This is a genomic window from Streptomyces sp. NPDC031340, assembly GCF_055569945.1.
On sequence record NZ_JBVIIE010000036.1, the window covers coordinates 1 to 18720 of the forward strand.

Annotated in this window: 21 protein-coding genes; 12 read left to right on the top strand and 9 right to left on the bottom strand. The window is 73.9% G+C overall.

Going from position 1 to position 18720, the window contains the following annotated elements; genetic code table 11:
• Positions 1-194 precede the first annotated feature (194 nt).
• Positions 195-422, bottom strand: a complete 228-nt coding sequence (locus tag ACZ5GT_RS26030; RefSeq protein ID WP_469030936.1) for a hypothetical protein — start codon at positions 420-422, stop codon at positions 195-197.
• Positions 423-449: 27 nt separating this feature from the next.
• On the bottom strand, positions 450-1718 hold the full coding sequence (locus ACZ5GT_RS26035; protein WP_469030940.1) for an inorganic phosphate transporter: 1269 nt from the start codon (positions 1716-1718) through the stop codon (positions 450-452).
• Positions 1719-1941: 223 nt separating this feature from the next.
• On the opposite strand from ACZ5GT_RS26035, the gene ACZ5GT_RS26040 reads away from it, so the two are divergent.
• The 3 genes from ACZ5GT_RS26040 to ACZ5GT_RS26050 all read left to right on the top strand — a co-directional run bounded on the left by ACZ5GT_RS26040 (position 1942) and on the right by ACZ5GT_RS26050 (position 5594).
• Positions 1942-2742 carry a class II aldolase/adducin family protein gene (locus tag ACZ5GT_RS26040; RefSeq protein WP_469030944.1) on the top strand — a complete coding sequence of 267 codons (801 nt, stop codon included), beginning with the start codon at positions 1942-1944 and terminating at the stop codon, positions 2740-2742.
• Positions 2743-2896: 154 nt separating this feature from the next.
• Positions 2897-4024: an alpha/beta hydrolase gene (locus ACZ5GT_RS26045; RefSeq protein ID WP_469030947.1), complete on the top strand. Its 1128-nt coding sequence runs from the start codon at positions 2897-2899 to the stop codon at positions 4022-4024.
• Positions 4025-4193: 169 nt separating this feature from the next.
• Positions 4194-5594, top strand: a complete 1401-nt coding sequence (locus tag ACZ5GT_RS26050; protein ID WP_469030950.1) for a hypothetical protein — start codon at positions 4194-4196, stop codon at positions 5592-5594.
• 42 nt (positions 5595-5636) lie between these two features.
• Here ACZ5GT_RS26050 and ACZ5GT_RS26055 read toward each other — a convergent pair whose 3' ends face one another.
• On the bottom strand, positions 5637-6050 hold the full coding sequence (locus ACZ5GT_RS26055) for a VOC family protein (RefSeq protein ID WP_469030953.1): 414 nt from the start codon (positions 6048-6050) through the stop codon (positions 5637-5639).
• 208 nt (positions 6051-6258) lie between these two features.
• Between ACZ5GT_RS26055 and abc-f the strand changes: the two genes are divergently transcribed.
• The 3 genes from abc-f (at position 6259) to ACZ5GT_RS26070 (ending at position 9365) form a co-directional block, all read left to right on the top strand.
• Positions 6259-7857 (top strand): ribosomal protection-like ABC-F family protein, encoded by a 1599-nt coding sequence (abc-f, locus tag ACZ5GT_RS26060; RefSeq protein WP_469030956.1) that lies wholly within the window; start codon positions 6259-6261, stop codon positions 7855-7857.
• A 335-nt stretch (positions 7858-8192) separates the two neighbouring features.
• The gene (locus ACZ5GT_RS26065) at positions 8193-8414 is read left to right on the top strand and encodes a helix-turn-helix domain-containing protein (RefSeq protein ID WP_004002281.1); all 222 of its coding nucleotides are present in this window, start codon (positions 8193-8195) and stop codon (positions 8412-8414) included.
• A 147-nt stretch (positions 8415-8561) separates the two neighbouring features.
• Positions 8562-9365 (top strand): enoyl-CoA hydratase/isomerase family protein, encoded by an 804-nt coding sequence (locus tag ACZ5GT_RS26070; RefSeq protein ID WP_469030958.1) that lies wholly within the window; start codon positions 8562-8564, stop codon positions 9363-9365.
• A 711-nt stretch (positions 9366-10076) separates the two neighbouring features.
• Here ACZ5GT_RS26070 and ACZ5GT_RS26075 read toward each other — a convergent pair.
• Positions 10077-10787, bottom strand: a complete 711-nt coding sequence (locus ACZ5GT_RS26075; RefSeq protein WP_469030961.1) for a nucleopolyhedrovirus P10 family protein — start codon at positions 10785-10787, stop codon at positions 10077-10079.
• Positions 10788-10882: 95 nt separating this feature from the next.
• Between ACZ5GT_RS26075 and ACZ5GT_RS26080 the strand changes: the two genes are divergently transcribed.
• The 5 genes from ACZ5GT_RS26080 to amaP are packed head-to-tail and all read left to right on the top strand — an operon-like array spanning position 10883 to position 13230.
• Positions 10883-11380, top strand: a complete 498-nt coding sequence (locus ACZ5GT_RS26080; protein ID WP_469030964.1) for an Asp23/Gls24 family envelope stress response protein — start codon at positions 10883-10885, stop codon at positions 11378-11380.
• A 44-nt stretch (positions 11381-11424) separates the two neighbouring features.
• Positions 11425-11610 carry a hypothetical protein gene (locus tag ACZ5GT_RS26085; RefSeq protein ID WP_351889585.1) on the top strand — a complete coding sequence of 62 codons (186 nt, stop codon included), beginning with the start codon at positions 11425-11427 and terminating at the stop codon, positions 11608-11610.
• Positions 11607-11984 (top strand): Asp23/Gls24 family envelope stress response protein, encoded by a 378-nt coding sequence (locus ACZ5GT_RS26090; RefSeq protein ID WP_469030970.1) that lies wholly within the window; start codon positions 11607-11609, stop codon positions 11982-11984. The genes ACZ5GT_RS26085 and ACZ5GT_RS26090 overlap by 4 nt, the downstream gene beginning before the upstream one ends.
• The gene (locus ACZ5GT_RS26095) at positions 11981-12646 is read left to right on the top strand and encodes a DUF6286 domain-containing protein (RefSeq protein WP_469030972.1); all 666 of its coding nucleotides are present in this window, start codon (positions 11981-11983) and stop codon (positions 12644-12646) included. Before ACZ5GT_RS26090 ends, ACZ5GT_RS26095 begins: the two co-directional genes overlap by 4 nt.
• Positions 12647-12651: 5 nt before the next feature.
• On the top strand, positions 12652-13230 hold the full coding sequence (amaP, locus tag ACZ5GT_RS26100; RefSeq protein WP_469031160.1) for an alkaline shock response membrane anchor protein AmaP: 579 nt from the start codon (positions 12652-12654) through the stop codon (positions 13228-13230).
• Positions 13231-13269: 39 nt separating this feature from the next.
• Here amaP and ACZ5GT_RS26105 read toward each other — a convergent pair whose 3' ends face one another.
• Genes ACZ5GT_RS26105 through ACZ5GT_RS26125 form a run of 5 tightly spaced genes read right to left on the bottom strand, consistent with a single transcriptional unit; the run spans position 13270 to position 18264 of the window.
• On the bottom strand, positions 13270-14025 hold the full coding sequence (locus tag ACZ5GT_RS26105) for an SDR family oxidoreductase (protein ID WP_469030976.1): 756 nt from the start codon (positions 14023-14025) through the stop codon (positions 13270-13272).
• A gap of 5 nt (positions 14026-14030) precedes the next feature.
• Positions 14031-15818, bottom strand: coding sequence for a glycoside hydrolase family 15 protein (locus ACZ5GT_RS26110; RefSeq protein ID WP_469030978.1), 1788 nt, complete (start codon positions 15816-15818; stop codon positions 14031-14033).
• 33 nt (positions 15819-15851) lie between these two features.
• Positions 15852-16142 carry a hypothetical protein gene (locus ACZ5GT_RS26115; RefSeq protein WP_324785406.1) on the bottom strand — a complete coding sequence of 97 codons (291 nt, stop codon included), beginning with the start codon at positions 16140-16142 and terminating at the stop codon, positions 15852-15854.
• Positions 16139-16726 carry an RNA polymerase sigma factor gene (locus tag ACZ5GT_RS26120; RefSeq protein WP_469030985.1) on the bottom strand — a complete coding sequence of 196 codons (588 nt, stop codon included), beginning with the start codon at positions 16724-16726 and terminating at the stop codon, positions 16139-16141. Before ACZ5GT_RS26120 ends, ACZ5GT_RS26115 begins: the two co-directional genes overlap by 4 nt.
• Positions 16723-18264, bottom strand: coding sequence for a sodium:solute symporter family protein (locus ACZ5GT_RS26125; protein ID WP_469030988.1), 1542 nt, complete (start codon positions 18262-18264; stop codon positions 16723-16725). Before ACZ5GT_RS26125 ends, ACZ5GT_RS26120 begins: the two co-directional genes overlap by 4 nt.
• A gap of 168 nt (positions 18265-18432) precedes the next feature.
• Between ACZ5GT_RS26125 and ACZ5GT_RS26130 the strand changes: the two genes are divergently transcribed.
• Positions 18433-18648: a DUF3311 domain-containing protein gene (locus tag ACZ5GT_RS26130; RefSeq protein ID WP_324785404.1), complete on the top strand. Its 216-nt coding sequence runs from the start codon at positions 18433-18435 to the stop codon at positions 18646-18648.
• Positions 18649-18720 lie beyond the last annotated feature (72 nt).

The following is an 18720-nucleotide window of genomic DNA, read 5'->3' on the forward strand; positions in this document are numbered from 1 at the left end:
TCCTCTCTTGTGGGGGGTTCCCTTTTTTTTTCCCTCCCCCCCCCCCCCCCGTTCTTTCCTTCTGACTCTGTTTTTTCCTCCCAGACCCCCCCCCCCCCCCCCCCCCCCCCCCCCCCCCCCCCCCCCCCCCCCACCAGGGAGAGTCGGACCGCGGGTCCTCAGTCTTTGGCCCGGCCCTCGGCTCAGCCTTGGGCTCAGCCCTTGGCCATGATCAGGTTGATGCCGTACGCCACCGCCGCCGCGCAGGCGGCGAAGCACACGTAGGCGCCGGTGACCGCGAGGGCCGCCGAGTCGCCCTGCGCCACCGCCCGCTCGCGGCGCGACAGGCCCATGACGCCGAGGGTGAACAGGCCCACCAGGGCCACGGTGACCGCGAGGCTGACGCCGAAGACGGAGCCCAGGGCTGCCCAGTCGATCTTCATGCTGCTTCTCTTCCTTCTGCCGGGGGCTCAGACCGCGGCGGCCGGCGGGGCGGCCTGGGTGGCGGGGGTGGCCGGGTCGGGAACGGCGGCCGGGGCGGCCGGTGACGGGATCGTGGCGGTGAGCTCCTCGGCCACCGGGCCCGCCGGGGGCGGCGTCACGGCGGCGATCGCCGCGGTCACCACGCCCTCCGGCTCCTCGACGTGGTTGACGTTGCTGTGGTCGACGACCTCCCGGCGGGAGATCTTCCAGATCGCGGCGCTGGAGGCGATCAGGAAGACCGCGACGACCGCGGTGCCCCAGTCGCCGAGACCGGTGACCGACTCGGCGAGCGCGCCGACCAGGGCGGCGGCCGGGAGCGTCAGCACCCAGGCGACGACCATCCGGGTGGCGGTCGACCAGCGGACCAAGCCGCCCTTGCGGCCGAGGCCTGCGCCCATCACCGAACCGGAGACGACGTGCGTGGTGGAGAGGGAGAAGCCGAGGTGGGAGGAGGCCAGGATGGCCGTGGCCGCGCTGGTCTGGGCGGCGAAGCCCTGCTGCGGCTGCAGGTCGGTCAGGCCCTTGCCCATCGTGCGGATGATGCGCCAGCCGCCGATGTAGGTGCCGAGCGCGATGGCCAGACCGGCGGAGAGGATGACCCAGGTGGGCGGGTCGGAGTCGGGGGCGACGACGCCGCCGGCGACCAGGGCGAGGGTGATGATGCCCATCGTCTTCTGCGCGTCGTTCGTGCCGTGCGCCAGGGAGACCAGGCCCGCGGAGGCGATCTGGCCGGCCCGGTAGCCCTTGTCGGCGGCCTTGCCGTCGGCCTTCCGGCCGAGCGAGTAGGACAGCCGCGTGGCGAGCATCGCCGCCACTCCCGCGACGACCGGGGCGGCGACCGCAGGGATCAGCACCTTGGTCACCAGCACATCGCCGTGGACCGCGCCCATGCCCGCCGAGGCGACGGTGGCGCCGATCAGGCCGCCCATCAGGGCGTGCGAGGAACTGGACGGAAGCCCGACCAGCCAGGTCAGCAGGTTCCAGAGGATCGCGCCGACCAAGGCGGCGAAGATGACCTCGGGACGGATGCCGGTCTCGTCGACGAGACCCTTGGAGATCGTGTTGGCGACCTCCACGGAGAGGAAAGCGCCCACAAGGTTGAGCACGGCGGACATGGCCACCGCGACCTTGGGCTTGAGTGCGCCGGTCGAGATGGTGGTGGCCATCGCGTTGGCGGTGTCGTGGAAACCGTTCGTGAAATCGAACGCGAGTGCGGTAGCCACCACAATCGCGAGGATCAGCGAGAAGTTTTCCATTTACCCAGGCAATCGTTCGAGGTCATTGGCGCGTCGAACGTACGTAACCTGGGTGAACGGAAGATGAACTGAGGCGGACCGCAGGATGTCTGAAAAAGGGGGTCGACGGTTCCGCCGTGCCGCCTGCCCCGGCTGGCGGTGACGGCTGGGTTTCGCGTGGTCACGGACCGTGTCTCCGGCCGGAACGGCGGCGGGTCCGAGGGCGTCCTGGCAGGATCGCCGCATGGCTGAGCGGCGAGCGGACGGGCGGGTCGGACGGGACGGACGGGATGCCCGGGAGGGTGTGCGGTCCGGGCCGGAAGAACGGACTGTGCCGGAGGGGCAGGGCGGGCCGGAGGGGCCGGGCAGGCCGGTGCGGGCCGAGGAGGCGCGCGCCTGGGAGGACCTCGTCGCCACGGCCCGGCGCACGGTGGCCGACGGGCTGGTCGTCGGCACGTCCGGCAACGTCTCGGTGCGCGTCGGGGACACCGTGCTGGTCACGCCCTCGGGGGTGCCGTACGACCGGCTGACCGCGGGCGACGTGACCGGCGTCGGTCTCGACGGCCGACAGGTGCTCGGCTCGCTGGTGCCGACCAGTGAACTGCCCATGCATCTCGCCGTCTACCGCACGACCGCGGCCCGCGCCGTGGTCCACACCCACGCCGTGCACGCGACGGCCGTCTCCACCCTCGTCCCCGAACTACCGGTGATCCACTACATGACCGCCGCGCTCGGCGGCCCCGTCCGGGTTGCCCCTTATGCGGCTTACGGCACCGAGGAGTTGGCCGGGAACATGCTCCAGGCCCTCGCCGGCCGCTCCGGCTGCCTGCTGCAGAACCACGGCACCGTCACCTACGGCGCGACCCTCGAGCAGGCCTACGACCGCACGGCCCAGCTGGAGTGGATGTGCCGGCTGTGGCTGACGGCGTCCGCGGTCCCGGGTCTGTCGCCGTCCCTGCTGACGGCGGAGCAACTGGCGGACGTGGGGGAGCGGCTGCGGGGGTACGGACAGCGCGAACAGCGCGAACAGCGCGAACAGCGCTGACAACGCGGACGGCGCGGGCGGCGCGACTGACCGGCCCGGCGCGCCCCGGCGCACCCCGGTGAACCACCCCGTCCGCCCCCGCCCCCGCCCCGCCGCGTCACCCCGCCCCGTCCGCCCGCTGGCCGGTGGCGCGGTCCGCCGGGACACTGGACGGGTGCGCACTGTCAGAGCGTCGGCCGCCGCCGTCACCGCCGTCCTGGCAGCCGGCGCGGCCAGCGTGGCCGCCGGCCGGCTGGCCGCCGACGCCGCGCTCAAGGCGCCGCCGGGCAAGCCCCTGCCCACCGAACCCCGGCTCACCGTGCACGCCACGGCCCCGGACCGGATCACCCTCACCCGCGACCTCGCCTCGACGCGCCCCGGCACCTACGGCCTCACCGACGCCGGCGCCCACGCCGTCGTCGGACCCGTCCTGGGCACCGCGGGGAACTCCGCCGACGCGGTCGTGCGGCGCCTGGAACGCGTCACGCGCGGCACCCTCCAGCCCGGCGACAAGGTGTGGTTCACCCCCAACCTGCACGTCGGCGACCCGGGCACCGCACTCGGCCTGGACCACGCCGAGGTCCGCATCCCCGGCGAACTCGGCTCCCTGCCCGCCTGGTTCGTCCACGGCGTGCGGCAGACCTGGGTGATCGCGGTGCACGGCCTGGGCACCACCCGCGAACTCACCCTGAACGTCATGGACTTCCTGCACCGCCGGCGCTTCCCGGTGCTCGCCCTCGCCTACCGCGGCGACCCCGGCGCCCCCCGCTCCCCGGACGGCCTGAGCCACCTGGGCGAGACCGAGTGGCGCGACCTGGACGCGGCGATCCGGTACGCCGTGCGGCAGGGCGCCCGGCAGGTCGTCCTGTACGGCTGGTCCACCGGCGCCACCATGGCGCTGCGCGCCGCCGTGCACTCGGGCGTGCGTGAGCGCGTCTCCGGCCTGGTCCTGGACTCCCCCGTCCTCGACTGGACGACGACGCTGCGCGCCCTCGCCGCGGCCCGCCGCACACCGGCCGCCCTGCTGCCGCTCGCCGTACGGGCCGCGCAGGGCCGCACCGGCCTGTACGGCGACCGCACGGCCGGCCTGGCGGACGCGGCCCGGCTCACGGTCCCGGCCCTCGTCCTGCACGGCCCGGGCGACACCCTGGCCCCCTGGGACCTCTCCCGCGGCCTCGCCCGCGCCCTGCCCGGCCTCGTCGCCCTGCACACGGTCCGGGACGCTCCGCACGGAGCGATGTGGAATGCCGACCCGGCGGCCTACGAGGAGGCGCTGCGCCGCTTCCTCACCCCCTTGATGTGAGCCGCGGCTAGCCCCTGCCGGCCCCGGTCCCGGAGATTCCGTTTGAGCCCGCGGAACCGGCCTGTCCCGGGCACCGGGCGGGCCTGTGGAAGCCGGACTTCCGCCCTGTTCAGCGGCCACGGTGACATTCCGTTTGGGTTTTCGGACCGTCAACCGGAAGACTGCCCCCGTGACGTCCCGTATCCCGCGCGACTCCAGGCTTCGACTCGTCCGCCCGCGACCCCTGGCCGCCGCCCCCTCAGCAGTGAACCAGCGGCGCCCGCGGCGCGCCGCACCCCGTCCTCCGGAGGGCACACCGGCCCCCGCGGAACTGGCCAGGATGGCGCGCTCCGGTCTGGCCGCCGCGGCCCGCGTCGCGCGCTGGGCCGACACCGCGCTCGGCGTGGGCCGGGACGGCGTGACCGCCGACGGAAAGGCCACCCTCTCCGACGCGACCGCCGAACACGCGGCGGCCGACCTCGGCCTGAGCGCGGCTCAAGTGCGCGCCGACTGGGACATCGCCCGCCTCGCCGGCCTGGTGGAGGTGCACGGCGGCCGCGCCCGGCCCGGCTGGCGGCTGCGCGCCTGGGACCGCGACGACAGCGCCGTCCTGCGCGGCTGGGTCGCCCTCTTCGACGCATGGTCGCTCGCCTACCCCGAGCCCGCGCACCACGAGCCCGCCGCCGTCGCCGAGGTCGTCTCGGCCATGCCACAGGTGCTCTCCTTCCTCCAGTTGTCCGCCGGCCCGGTCCCGGTGGAGCAGCTCCTGGACCTTCTGGAGCAGCGGGTCACCGAACTGCGCACCGAGCGCTGCGAGATCCCCTACGGCCCCCAGCCCGGCCCGGCGCTCGATCCCGGCTGGCAGGACACGCCCCTCGCGCCCCTCCTCGACTGGGCCCTGCACGCCCTCGCCTCCGTCGGCGCGCTCACCTGCGGCGACGGACACGCCACCCTGACCCCGCTCGGCAGCTGGGCGGTCTGGGTCAAGCTGGAGCAGATCTGCGTCGCCGCCCAGAGCCCCGCCGGGAACATCGAGCAGGGCGCCGAGGACATGCTCCGCGGCTGCGCCCAGCTGCGCCCCAACGCCGCCCGCGCCGAATACCGCGCCTGGCTCGCCGCCCGCCCCGTGGGCAGCGCCGTCACCGAGCTGCTGGCCGCCGCCCGCGGCGAGGACGCCCTGCTGCGCGGCCTCGCCTTCGAGGCGCTGCGCGTGGTCGGCGCACCCGCCGAGGCGGACGTGCGTTCCGTGGCCGACGAGCCGGCGCTGCGGCCCTACGCCCTGCTGTGGCTCGCCGAGCACGACGGCATCGACCCCGAGGACGCCCACGAGGTGCTCACCCGGGAAGAGGCCACCTGGCTGTGGGTGGACACCGCCGCCGCCGTCGCCGACCACGGCGAGGCACCCATGCTGGTGCGCCACTTGGAGTCCGCCGTGCAGCCGACCGTGCCGGCCCTGCTCGACGAGGTGCGCGCCGTCGGCCACCCGCGCACCGTGCAGGTGCTGGTCGCGCTGGCCGCCGCGCACCCCGACCCGGCCCTCGCCAAGGCCGTCCGCCGCGCCGCCTTCCAGGTGCACACCGGCGGCGACTAGGCCCTCGACGGGGCTGGGCCCTCGACGGGGCCGCTGGCTCCGTCAGGCCCCGATCTCCGGGGTGTACGTGCCGAAGCTCCATATGTTGCCCTCGACGTCCCGGGCCATGTAGTCCCGGGCGCCGTACTCCTGGTCCGCCGGGGGCGTCAGGATCTCCGCGCCGTGCTCCACGGCGTGGCGGTGGTGTGCGTCGACGTCGTCCACGACGACGTACACCCCGGTGGTGCCCGCGTCCTTCATGGCCGCGTCGAAGACGCCGCCGCGGCCCTTGGAGGCGATCATCACCGCGCCGTTGCCCTGCACCAGCTCGGCGTGCATGACCACGCCGTCCTCGCCCTCGTACACCGACAGCTCGGTGAACCCGAAGGCCTTCGTGAGCTGGCTCATCGCCGCTTTCGCGTCCGCGTACAGCAGTGTCGGGTAGATGCTCGGACGTCCGCCGTGCGTGCCGGCCATACCGATCACTCCCTCGTGATCACGTCGGAAATGCCATCCACCGCCCAGTGTGACAGCGGCCACTGACAACGGCCCGCGCACGCTGAGCCGGAAAAGCGCTTGCAGGTGCCCGTTAGACTTCTCCCATGGCCATTCTCCTCGCGCATTAGACGGCGGGAACGTCCTCAGCCGCCCACCCGCCAACCCCTGTCCGCCCTGGAGTCTGTCCGTGATCTCCGCCTCCGGTATCGAGCTGCGCGCCGGTGCCCGCATCCTCATCGAGAACGCCAGTTTCCGCGTCGCCAAGGGCGACCGGATCGGCCTGGTCGGCCGCAACGGCGCCGGCAAGACCACCCTCACCAAGTGCCTCGCCGGCGAGGGCATCCCCGCCGCCGGCACCATCACCCGCTCCGGCGAGGTCGGTTACCTCCCGCAGGACCCGCGCACCGGCGACCTGGACGTCCTCGCCCGCGACCGTGTGCTGTCCGCCCGCGGGCTCGACGTACTGATCCGCAAGATGCGCGAGAACGAGCAGCGCATCGCGAACGGTCAGGGCGCCACCCGCGAGAAGGCACTCAAGCAGTACGAGCGCCAGGAGACGGAGTTCCTCACCAAGGGCGGGTACGCCGCCGAGGCCGAGGCCGCCACCATCGCCGCCGCGCTCAACCTGCCCGACCGGGTGCTGAACCAGCCGCTGCACACGCTCTCCGGCGGTCAGCGGCGCCGTATCGAGCTGGCCCGCATCCTGTTCTCCGACGCGGACACCCTGCTGCTGGACGAGCCCACCAACCACCTCGACGCCGACTCGATCATCTGGCTGCGCGACTACCTCAAGACCTACCGCGGCGGCTTCATCGTGATCTCCCACGACGTCGACCTGGTCGAGACGGTCGTGAACAAGGTGTTCTACCTGGACGCCAACCGCGCCCAGATCGACATCTACAACATGGGCTGGAAGCTGTACCAGCAGCAGCGCGAGGCCGACGAGAAGCGCCGCAAGCGCGAGCGCGCCAACGCCGAGAAGAAGGCCGCCGCGCTGCATTCGCAGGCCGACAAGATGCGCGCCAAGGCCACCAAGACGGTCGCCGCGCAGAACATGGCCCGCCGGGCCGACAAGCTGCTCGCCGGCCTGGAGGCCGTCCGGCAGTCCGACAAGGTCGCCAAGCTGCGCTTCCCGGAGCCCGCGCCCTGCGGCAAGACCCCGCTGACGGCCGAGGGCCTGTCGAAGTCGTACGGCTCGCTGGAGATCTTCACCGACGTCGACCTGGCCGTCGACAAGGGCTCCAGGGTCGTCATCCTCGGCCTCAACGGCGCCGGCAAGACCACCCTGCTGCGCCTGCTGGCCGGCGTCGAACAGCCCGACACCGGCATGGTCGTCCCCGGCCACGGCCTCAAGCTGGGCTACTACGCCCAGGAGCACGAGACCCTGGACCCCGACCGCACGGTCCTGGAGAACATGCGCTCGGCGGCCCCCGACATGGACCTCGTCGAGGTCCGCAAGGTGCTGGGCTCGTTCCTGTTCTCCGGCGACGACGTCGACAAGCCGGCCGGCGTGCTCTCCGGCGGTGAGAAGACCCGCCTCGCCCTCGCCACCCTGGTGGTGTCCTCGGCGAACGTGCTGCTGCTGGACGAACCGACCAACAACCTCGACCCGGCCAGCCGCGAGGAGATCCTCGGCGCGCTGCGCACCTACAAGGGCGCCGTCGTCCTGGTCACGCACGACGAGGGCGCCGTCGAGGCGCTGCAGCCGGAGCGCATCATCCTGCTCCCGGACGGCGTCGAGGACCTGTGGGGTTCCGACTACGCCGACCTCGTCGCCCTCGCTTGACCGAACTCGTGATCAACGGCGTATGGATCATTCGGCTCATCGGTGATCCATCATCTGGGTGAGATCGCCTGGTACCCGGGTGTGTCCGCCATCGATTTCGCGGCCGAGTCCTCCATCGCCGGGGGCTCGGCCGTCGCGCGTCGCTGACCAGGAACTTCGCCGGAGAACCCGTTCGGCCCAACGAACGGGACAGTGCGGAATGAGGCGTTCCGCATGTGGGGATGTGCTCCTGTCGTCACAAGCCTGTCTCACGGACCTTGCCGAATGGGTGGCCATGAGCGCCCGGAGGGGTGATCATGAGGAGACCAGAGCGCACTTCCCATGAGGAGGCACGGGTGGCCGAGACTCTGAAGAAGGGCAGCCGGGTGACCGGCGCCGCGCGCGACAAGCTCGCGGCAGACCTGAAGAAGAAGTACGACTCCGGTGCGAGCATCCGGGCGCTGGCCGAGGAGACCGGCCGCTCGTATGGCTTCGTACACCGGATGCTGAGCGAATCGGGCGTCACGCTGCGTGGGCGTGGCGGGGCGACTCGCGGTAAGAAGGCCGCTTCGTCCTGACCCGGGCGGCCCATCGGCTTCGATGGTGGCCACCCGGTCGGTCTCCCCTGGGCCCTTGAGGGACCCGGGGGGACGTGAGACCGGCCGGGTGGTTACTGTGCAGTCACTTAGCTCTGCTCTGCTGACCGCACTCATCGGAGGCGCCCCATGGCTTCGCCCGCCCAGGACCTCGGTCCGGTACTCGACAAGGACGGCGTACGGCTCACCGTCGACGACGCGATCGCCACGGTGACGCTGACCAACCCGGCCAAGCGCAACGCGCAGAGCGCCCCTCTGTGGCGGGCGCTCGCCGAGGCGGGGCGGCTGCTGCCGGGGTCGGTCCGGGTCGTCGTGCTGCGCGCCGAGGGCCAGTCGTTCTCGGCCGGTCTCGACCGGCGCATGCTGACGCCCGAGGGAATCGAAGGCGAGCCGACCTTCCTCGACCTCGCGCGCAGCAGCGACAGCGAACTGGACGCGGCCATCGCCGAGTACCAGGAGGCGTTCACCTGGTGGCGGCGCAGCGACATCGTGTCGATCGCCGCTGTGCAGGGACACGCCATCGGGGCGGGCTTCCAGCTCGCGCTCGCCTGTGACCTGCGCGTCGTCGCGCACGACGTGCAGTTCGCCATGCGCGAGACCAGCCTCGGCCTGGTCCCCGACCTCACTGGCACGCACCCGCTGGTGAGCCTGGTCGGTTACGCCCGGGCGCTGGAGATCTGCGCCACCGGGCGCTACGTGCTGGCCGAGGAGGCCGTGAGCACCGGCCTGGCGAACCTCGCCGTGCCCGCGGACCAGCTCTCCGACGCGGTGCGGGACTTGGCGTCGGCGCTGCTGGCCGCCCCTCGCGACGCCGTGGTCGAGACCAAGGCGCTGCTGCGCGGCGCGCAGGGACGTTCGTACGACGACCAGCGTGCCGCCGAACGCGCGGCCCAGGCCCGACGCCTACGAGACCTCGCCGGCCTCGGCGAATAGGCCCCCGGCCGACAGCGGCCGGCCGACCGCGCCGACGGATCGCGGACGGCGGACCGCGGTCAGCCGACAGCGGCCAGCGCTGAGTCGACCGCGCCGGCCGACAGCAGGCGGCCGACCGGGCCGGCCGACCCCGCCGGCGGACCGCGGCGAGCCGACCGGGCCAGCGGACAGTGGCGAGTCACCGCTGTCCGCGAACCGCGGTCAGCCGACAGCGGCCAGCGGCCAGCGCTGAGTCGACCGCGCTTGCGGCCAGCTGCGAGTCACCCGCGCCAGCGAACCGCGGTCAGCGGACAGCGCCAGCGGCCAGCGGCGAGTCACCGCTGTCCATGAACCGCGGTCAGCCGACAGCGGCCAGCGGCCAGCGCTGAGTCGACCGCGCTTGCGGCCAGCGGCGAGTCACCCGCGCCAGCGAACCGCGGTCAGCCGACAGGGGCCAGCGGACAGCGGTGAGTCGACCGCGTCGGCGGACCGGGGTCAGCCGTCCGGGCCAGCTGACCGCGCCGGCGGATCGGGTTGGCCGACAGCGGCGAGCCGACCGCGCCAGCCGGCAGCGGCCGGCGGTCAGCGGCGAGTCGACCGTGCCAGCGGACAGCGGGCAGCGGTGAGTGGACCGCGTCGGCGGACAGCTGTCAGCCGACCGGGCCAGCCGGCAGCGGCCGGCTGACAGCGGTCAGCCGACCGCGACGGCGGACAGCGGTGAGCCGACCGCGCTCAGTCGACCGCGGTCACCAGCACTGCCACGGTCGGACGCCCGGGCAGCGTTGCGGCGACCGCCTCGCGGACGCGCCGGGCCACCTCGACGGTCCGGTGGTCCGCTGCCACCGTCACCTCCACCCGGACGTGGCGGTGCGGCAGGCCGCCCCCCGTCCGCCGCTCCTCGACGTGCACGGCGTGCCCCAGCAGGGCCGTCAGCCGGGCCACGCCCGCGACGGCCAGGACGGCGGCGGTGACGCGTTCCTCCTCCGGCGTCTTCGGCCCCGCGGCCTCCGGCGGCCGCGGCGACGCGACGGGCGGGCGCTCGGGCTCGGTGTCGAGCAGGGCCGCCACTCGCAGGTCCACCTCCGCCACCGTCGGCCCCAGCAGCCGGGTGGCCGAAGCGGCCAGGGCCGCGCGCAGCCGGGCCGCCGTCGCGGGCAGCGGCTCGGCCGCCGTCGCCGCGAACTCCGCCGTCACCCGCAGGGGGCCCGGCGGCAGGGCGCCGGGCGGCGGCGGCACGGCGGGCTCGGACACGTCCTCCGGGTCGGCGAGCGCGATCCGCAGCGCGTCGACCCGTACGCCGGGCACCTCCCGCGCCGCTCGCCGCAGCACCGCCCCGGCCGCCTGCTCCGAGATCCACGCGCCGTCCCGGGGGCCGCCCAGGGGCAGCAGCCGGCCGGGCGCCAGCCGCTGCCGTACCGCGTGCGTCCACTGCTCCGCCGTCATTGCTCCAGCCTGCCGCATCTCCGGCGCACCGCGGCTCAGACCCGCTTACCGTGGTCGAAGGGGACGACCACGCGACCGGAAGGGACGTGACCGCGATGAGCGAGATGACGGAGCCGAACCGGCCGGGGACTCCACCGGGGCAGAAAGAGGTGCCGGAGACTCCCGCCACGCGCAGGGTGCAGGCGGCGCGGCGGGGCAGCGGAGACCCCGCCACCCGCGGGCGTACCACCATCGCCGACGGCGTCGTCGAGAAGATCGCCGGAATGGCCGCACGGGACGTGCTCGGCGTGCACACCCTGGGCAGCGGGCTCAGCCGCACCTTCGGCGCGGTGCGCGACCGGGTCCCGGGCGGTTCGAAGTCCGTGGCCCGCGGGGTGAAGGCCGAGGTCGGCGAGGTGCAGACCGCGCTCGACCTGGAGATCGTCGTCGACTACGGCGTGTCCATCGCCGACGTCGCCAGGGCCGTCCGGGAGAACGTCGTCGCGGCGGTGGAACGCATGACCGGCCTGGAGGTCGTCGAGGTCAACATCGCGGTCAGCGATGTCAAACTGCCGGAGGAAGAGGGCGAGGAGCCGGAGCCCCGGATCCAGTGACCGGGCCGCCACCGGACCGTCCGCACCGCTGAGGGGAGCTCACCATGAGCAGGGCCGTGGTCGGCATGATCGCCGGAATGGCGCTGGGGTTCGCCGGGTACTTCGGCGGATTCGGGGCCTTCCTGCTGGTGGCCGCCATGGGCGCGGTCGGCTTCGTCGTCGGCCGGTTCCTGGAAGGGGACCTGGAGGTCGGCGACTTCTTCCGCTCGCGTGACGACCGGCGCCGGTGACGTCCGTGAGCGCCGACGCGTCCCGCGGACCCCTGGCTGTCGTCGCGCCGGGCGAACGCGGGGCGATCCGGATCGCCGACCGGGTCGTCGCCAAGATCGCCGGACAGGCCGCCCGGGAGGCGCTCGGCGGGCTGCCCGCCCCGGCCGCGCCCCCGTACGCCACCGTCGTGGTGCGTCATGAGGCCGCCCACGTCCGTGTCCACCTCGAACTCGGCTACCCCTGCGACATCGGCGCCCGCTGCCGCGACGTGCGTCGGCACGTGGCCCGGCGGGTAGGCGATCTGGTGGGAATGGAGGTGCCGGAGGTCGCCGTCCACGTGGAACGGCTGCACCTGGCCCCGGCGCACGACGCGGCACAGGGGAGGACGCGATGAGCGAGCCCCAGGGCCCCCAGGGCTTCGAGGGGACGACACAGCGGCTGCCGGTGGTCGAGCGGGACACCGGCCCGAACGAGGCGTACGGGCCGCCGCCCCCGCCGGAGGACGTGGGCGGCCGTGCGGGCCGCTTCTGGTCGGCGCGCCGCGTCCCCGCGGGCGTCACCGCGCTGCTGCTCCTGCTCGTCGCGGGCGTCTTCCTCTACGACATCGCAGCCGTGCGGGCCCACCGCCCCGCCCTGGGCCGGCGCCGGGAGCTCGCCCGGCAGCTCGCCGAGCGGCCCCTCGACGACACCTGGGTGCTGCTCGGCGCGGGCGTCGCCGCGCTCCTCGGCCTGTGGCTGCTCGTGCTGGCCGCCACGCCCGGCCTGCGCGGTGTCCTGCCGATGCGGCGGATCCACCCCGACGTCCGCGCCGGACTGCACCGCGACGCCGCCTCCCTGGTGCTGCGCGACCGCGCCATGGAGGTGGCCGGGATCCAGGCGGTGCGGGTGCGGATCGGCCGCGCCCACGCCGACGTGCGCGCCGTCTCGCACTTCCGGGACCTGGACGACGTGCGCGCCGACCTGGACCTCGTGCTCACCGACGCGGTCGCCGGCCTGGGCCTGGCCCGGCCGCCCGCCCTGTCGGTGCGTGTGCGTCGGCCCGGACGGAAGGGGTGAGCGCCGTGCTCGCGATCGTCAACCGGGTGCTGATCGGGACGGTCGGCCTGCTGCTGTTCCTGCTGGGCGGCTCCGTGCTGGCCGTCGGCCTGGGCCTGCGGCCGCCGTCCTGGTGGATCCACCACGGACGGCACGACGTGCTCCTCAGCGACGCCGAACGGACCCGCTGGCGGGACGCCGGCTGGTGGTGGCCGACCGTCCTGGCCGTCCTCGCCGTCCTGGTCCTGCTGGCCCTGTGGTGGCTGACCGCGGTCCTGCGCCGCCGCCGTCTCGCCGAGGTGATGGTCGACACCGGCGACGGCGAGGGCGCCCTGCTGCGCGGGAAGGCGCTGGAGGGCGTGCTGGCCCGCGAGGCGGGCGAAGCGGACGGCGTCGCGGCGGCGCACGTTCGGCTCACCGGCCGGCGCACCGCGCCCGAGGCGCGGATGGCCCTGCGTCTGGAGCCGCACGTGGACCCCGGCATGGTCCTGCACGACCTCACGGACCGGGCGTTGAGGCACGCCCGCAACTCGGCCGGCCTCGCCGCGCTCCCTGCGGAGATCCGCCTGCGGAGTGTCAAGTACCGTGCGGAGAGGGTGAGTTGACCAAAGGGGGGGAGAGGGGCGGGCGGCCCGCGGTCGGGCTCAGAACCCGCGCCGCATCCCCCCGTCCACCGGCACCATGATCCCCGTCAGATAGGAAGCGGCCGGCGACAGCAGGAACGCGGCCACCCGGCCGAACTCCTCCGGCGCCCCGTACCGCCGCAGCGGGATCCGCGACTCCTGGGCGGCCCTGGTGGCCGCCGGGTCCGCGGACAGCGCGTCCAGCTCGCGCACCCGGTCGGTGTCGATGCGGGACGGCAGCAGCCCCAGCACCCGCACGCCCCGCGGCCCCAGCTCGTCCGCGAGGGACTTGGCGAACCCGGCGAGCCCGGGCCGCAGACCGTTGGAGATCGTCAGCGCCGGGATCGGCTCGTACACCGAGCCGGACAGCACGAAGCCGATGACACCGCCCGCGTCCAGCTCCGCCGCGGCCGCCCGGGCCAGCCGTACCGCGCCGAGGAACACCGACTCGAACGCCGCGCGCCACTGCTCGTCCGTGTTGTCCGCGACGAACCCGGCCGGCGGTCCGCCGACGCTGACGAGGATGCCGTGGAACCCGCCGAAGCGCTCACGCGCCGCCGCGATCAGCCGTGCGGGCGCCTCCGGGTCCGCGTTGTCCACGGCCACCCCGGCGGCGTTCGGTCCCAGCGCGGCCGCCGCGTCGGCCACCCGCTGCTCGTCCCGACCCGAGACGACCACCTTCGCCCCGTCGGCGACGAGTTCCCGCGCGGTGGCGTGGCCCAGGCCGTTCGTGGCTCCGGTGACGACGTACACCCGGTCCTTCAGTCCAAGATCCATGTCCCCTATCCTGCCTCCTCGTCCCCGAACAGGGCGAGGGCGGTGTTGACCAGGCCGATGTGACTGAACGCCTGCGGGAAGTTGCCGAGCTGGCGGCCGGCGACCGGGTCGTACTCCTCCGACAGCAGCCCCACGTCGTTGGCGAGGCCCACCAGCCGTTCGAACAGCTCCCGCGCCTCCGCGGTGCGGCCGGCCGCGTGCAGCGCGTCCGCGAGCCAGAACGAGCAGACCAGGAACGCCCCCTCACCGCCGGGCAGCCCGTCGACGGTCGAGTTGTCGCTGCTGTAGCGGCGCAGCAGCCCGCGGTGGCCCAGATCCTCACGGACCGCGTCGATCGTGCCGGTCACCCGCGGGTCGTCGGGCGGCAGGAAGCCGACGCGCGGGATGAGCAGCAGCGAGGCGTCGAGTTCGCGGGAGCCGTAGCACTGGGTGAAGGTGCCGCGCTCGGCGTCGTAGCCCTTCTCGCACACCTCGCGGTGCACCTCATCGCGCATCTCGCGCCAGCCGTCGAGGTCGCCGCTCAGCTCGGGGTGCTCCTCCAGCGCACGCACCGCCCGGTCGACGGCCACCCACACCATCACCTTGGAGTGGACGAACTGGCGCCGCCCGCCGCGCACCTCCCACAGCCCCTCGTCCGGCTGCCGCCAGTGCTCGCGCAGCCAGTCGACGAGGGTCCGCTGCAGCGCCCAGATGTCCGGCTTGGGGGCCAGCCCCGACCGGCGTGCCAGCGCCAGCGAGTCCATCACCTCGCCGTACACGTCGAGTTGGAGCTGGTTGACGGCCCCGTTGCCGATCCGTACCGGTGTGGAGCCGGCGAAACCGGACAGCCACGGCAGTTCCAGCTCGGGCAGCCGCCGTTCGCCCGCCAGCCCGTACATGATCCGCAGGTCCGCCGGGTCGCCCGCGACCGCGCGCAGCAGCCAGTCCCGCCAGTCCGCCGCCTCCTCGTGGTAGCCGCAGGCCAGCAGGGCGCCGAGGGTCAGGGTGGAGTCGCGCAGCCAGCAGTAGCGGTAGTCCCAGTTCCGCAGCCCTCCCAGCTCCTCCGGCAGCGAGGTGGTGGCGGCGGCGACGATGCCGCCGGTCGGCGCGTAGGTGAGGGCCTTCAGGGTGATGAGGGAGCGCACCACCGCGTCCCGGTGCGGGCCCCGGTAGCCGCAGCGGGCGGCCCACGCCCGCCAGTCGGCGACGGCCGCCTTCAGCGCCCGGTGCGGATCGATCTGCCGCGGGCGGGGCTCGTGGGAGGGGTGCCAGGTGAGGACGAACGCCACCTTCTCGCCCTGGGAGACCGTGAACTCCGCGTGGGTGCTGAGGTTTTCGCCCCAGGTGTGCACGGCGGGCTCGCTGCGCAGCCAGACCGAGTCCGGCCCGGCGACGGCCACCCTGTGACCGTCGGTCCGGCGTACCCACGGCACGATGGCGCCGTAGTCGAAGCGCAGCCGCAGCACGCTGCGGACGGTGACCTCGCCGCGCAGGCCCTCGACGATGCGTACGAGGTCGGGAGCGCGGTCGCGCTGCGGCATCAGGTCGGTGACGCGGATCGCGCCCTCGGCGGTCTCCCACTCGGTGTCCAGCACCAGGGTGCCGGGGCGGTAGGCGCGCCGGGTGCAGGGGCCGTCGACGCCTTCCGGGGCGATGCGCCAGTGGCCGTTGTCCTGGTCGCCGAGCAGGCGGGCGAAGCAGGCGCCGGAGTCGAACCGGGGCAGGCACAGCCAGTCGACCGAACCGTCCCTGCCGATCAGGGCGGCGGTCTGTTCGTCGCCGACGATCGCGTAGTCCTCGATGCGGGGGTGCACGGAGTCCGGATTCCCGGCGGACCGAGGGGGCAATCAGGGTAGTGACCGGGGAAGCGATGCGTGCGCGGTCCCGCCGTCCGCCCCCGAGAAGATCACCCCGGGGTGCGAGGGGGTCTGGTTGAGCACCCACAGGCCGAGCAGGGTGGCCAGGGCGAAGACGACGGTGATCAGCACGATGAGGACCAGCCGCCGCCGGCGCTCCCGGCGCAGCCAGTCGCCGCGTGCCGTGCGATACGCGTCGGGTGCGGGCCGCACCTCGCCGGCCAGCGCCTCGAGCGCCTCGCGCAGTCCCCGCTCGGTGCGGTCCGGACCGGTGTCCTTCATCGCCGGGCCTCCATCGCCTTGTTCAGCGCGGCGATGCCGCGTGCCATGTGTGTCTTCACCGAGCCGCAGGAGATCCTCATCGTGGCGGCTATCTCACTCTCCTTCAGGCCGAGCCAGTGCCGCAGCACGAGGGCCTCCCGCTGACGGGCCGGCAACCGCTGCAGCGCGTCGATCAGCACCCGCTGGTCGTCCCGCAGCAGCGCGGTGCTCTCGGCGGAGGCGACGGCCTCCTCGAGAGGGCTCGGCGGATTCTCCACGTGCCTGCGGGCCACCTGCAGGTGACGTATGCGCATCCGGGTCAGGTTGCACACCGTTGACCGCAGGTACGCCTCGGCCGCCTCGACGTCCCGCAGTCGCCGCCACCTGCGGTAGATCTGGTAGTACGACTCGGCCACCACGTTCTCCGGATCGTCGGCGCCGAGCAGTACGGCCAGGCGGAGCATGGAGGAGTAGTGCAGCTCGAAGAGCCGGGCGAGCGCGGCCTCGCGCTCCAGCTCGGCGGGGTCCTGCACAGCGGGTGCCAGGGCCTCGGCGAGCGGTTGCGGGGACGGCTCCTGCAGCGGAGCGGGATGTCTGCGTCTCACGGGTCGTTCGCTTCCGTCTCGGGACACCGCCTGACGGCCAGGCGGGACGGCAGGTCGGTCAGATCGGCGCCGCGCGGGACGCCGAGCCGTTCCAGGGCCGCGGTGCAGGCCACCGCGACGATCAGATTGAGCACAAGGGCCGCCAGCCCGGCATAGACCTCGAACGCTCCGAAGCCCAGTGCGAGCGTGGAGGAGAACCCGTCCCGTACGACCATGACGGTCCCGGCGGCCATGCCCACGCCCCACCCGGCGAGCAGCGCCCGCGGATGCAGCCGTCCGGTGAACAGCCCGACCGTCACCGCCGGGAAGATCTGCAGGATCCACACCCCGCCGAGGAGCTGCAGGTTGACGGCGTCCTGGTCGCGCAGCCCGAACACGAACGCGATCGCGCCCACCTTCGCGGTGAGCGACACCGCCTTGGCGATGCGCACCTGTCGCTTGGGCGTGGCGGTGGGCTGGACGTACTCGACGTAGACGTTCCGTACGAAGCCGGTGGCGGCGGTGATCGACATGACGGCGGCCGGGACCAGCGCCCCCACGGTGAGAGCGCCGAACACCAGCCCGGCCAGCGGCCCCGGCATCAGCCGGTCGACCAGCATCGGCACCGCGGACTCGGCACCGCCCCGCGGTGCGCGCACCCCGGCCGCGAGGGCCGCGATACCGAGGAAGCCGAAGACCGCCAGCAGTCCCGTCCAGGCGGGCAGGGCCACCGACACCTTGCGCAGGGTGCGTGGCCCGTCGGCGGCGAAACCGGCGGTGAGCACGTGCGGGTACATCAGCAGGGCGAGGGCCGAGCCGAGGGCCAGGGTGCCGTACGCGGGCTGCTGCTCGGGGGCCAGCACCAGCGCCGGGCTGCCCAGTTGCCGTGCCGCCCCGTCGAAGACCGCGCCGGGGCCGTGCAGCCGCTCCAGCACCAGCCAGGTCACGGCCGTGAGTGAGACGAACACGGCCACCGCCTTCAGCGCGGAGATGACCGCGGGCGCGCGCAGCCCGTGCCGGTACGTCGCCACCGCGAGCCCCGCGAACAGCGCCACCATCGTCAGGTCGCCGGCTGCGCCCCGCGGATACACGCCCCCGGCTGTGAGCACCGCGCGTATCCCGAGCAGTTGCAGCGCGAGGTACGGCATCGTGGCCAGGATGCCGGTCAGGGCGACCACCAGCGCCAGCGGCGGTGAGCCGTAGCGTCCGCGCACGAAGTCGGCGGCGGTCACGTAGCCGTGCCGCCGGGCCACGGTCCACAGGCGGGGCAGCAGCACGAAGGCGAGCGGGCAGACGATCACCGTGTACGGCACGGCGAAGAAGGCGGGCGCGCCGTTGCCGTACGCCAGGCCCGGCACCGCGGTGAAGGTGTACGCGGTGTAGACGGTGCCGCCGAGCAGCAGCCAGGTCCACACCGGGCCGAGGCTGCGGTCGGCCAGCGCCCAGCCCTCCAGGGAGGGCAGCCGGTCGTTCGGGTGCAGCCGCCGCGCGGTGACGGCAAGCAGCGACGCCCCGCCGATCACGGCGAGGAACGTCGCGGTCATGGCGCTGTCGGCCATGGGTCACCGTCCTTGGTGTGCCTGTGCCCTCGCGGGTGAGTTGCGCGAGGGGCCCGCCCGGAGGACAGGAAACCGGCGGGAAATCTTCTGGACATTCGCTGTCAACCGGTTCGGGCGGGTGGGCAACTCTTGCACGGACCCACAGCGGACGGGAGAGGAGCGCAGGTCATGGCACGGACCGGTCGGCACCGGCTACGGCGCGTCGCGATCGCCGTACTGCTCCTCGCGCCCGCCGCGGGCCTGCTGTGGGTGCCGCTGTACGCGGGTGCGGGTCCGCGGCTCGCGGGGACGCCGTTCTTCTTCTGGTACCAGCTCGCCTGGGTGCCGGGGTCCGGCCTGTGCCTGCTCGCCGCGTACGCGCTGACCCGTGAGCGCCCTCGCTGATCCGCCCCCTTCTTCATCTTTCCCCGCCGGTCCGGCGGCCCGTCATCGGTCCGCCGCCGATCCACCGCGCAC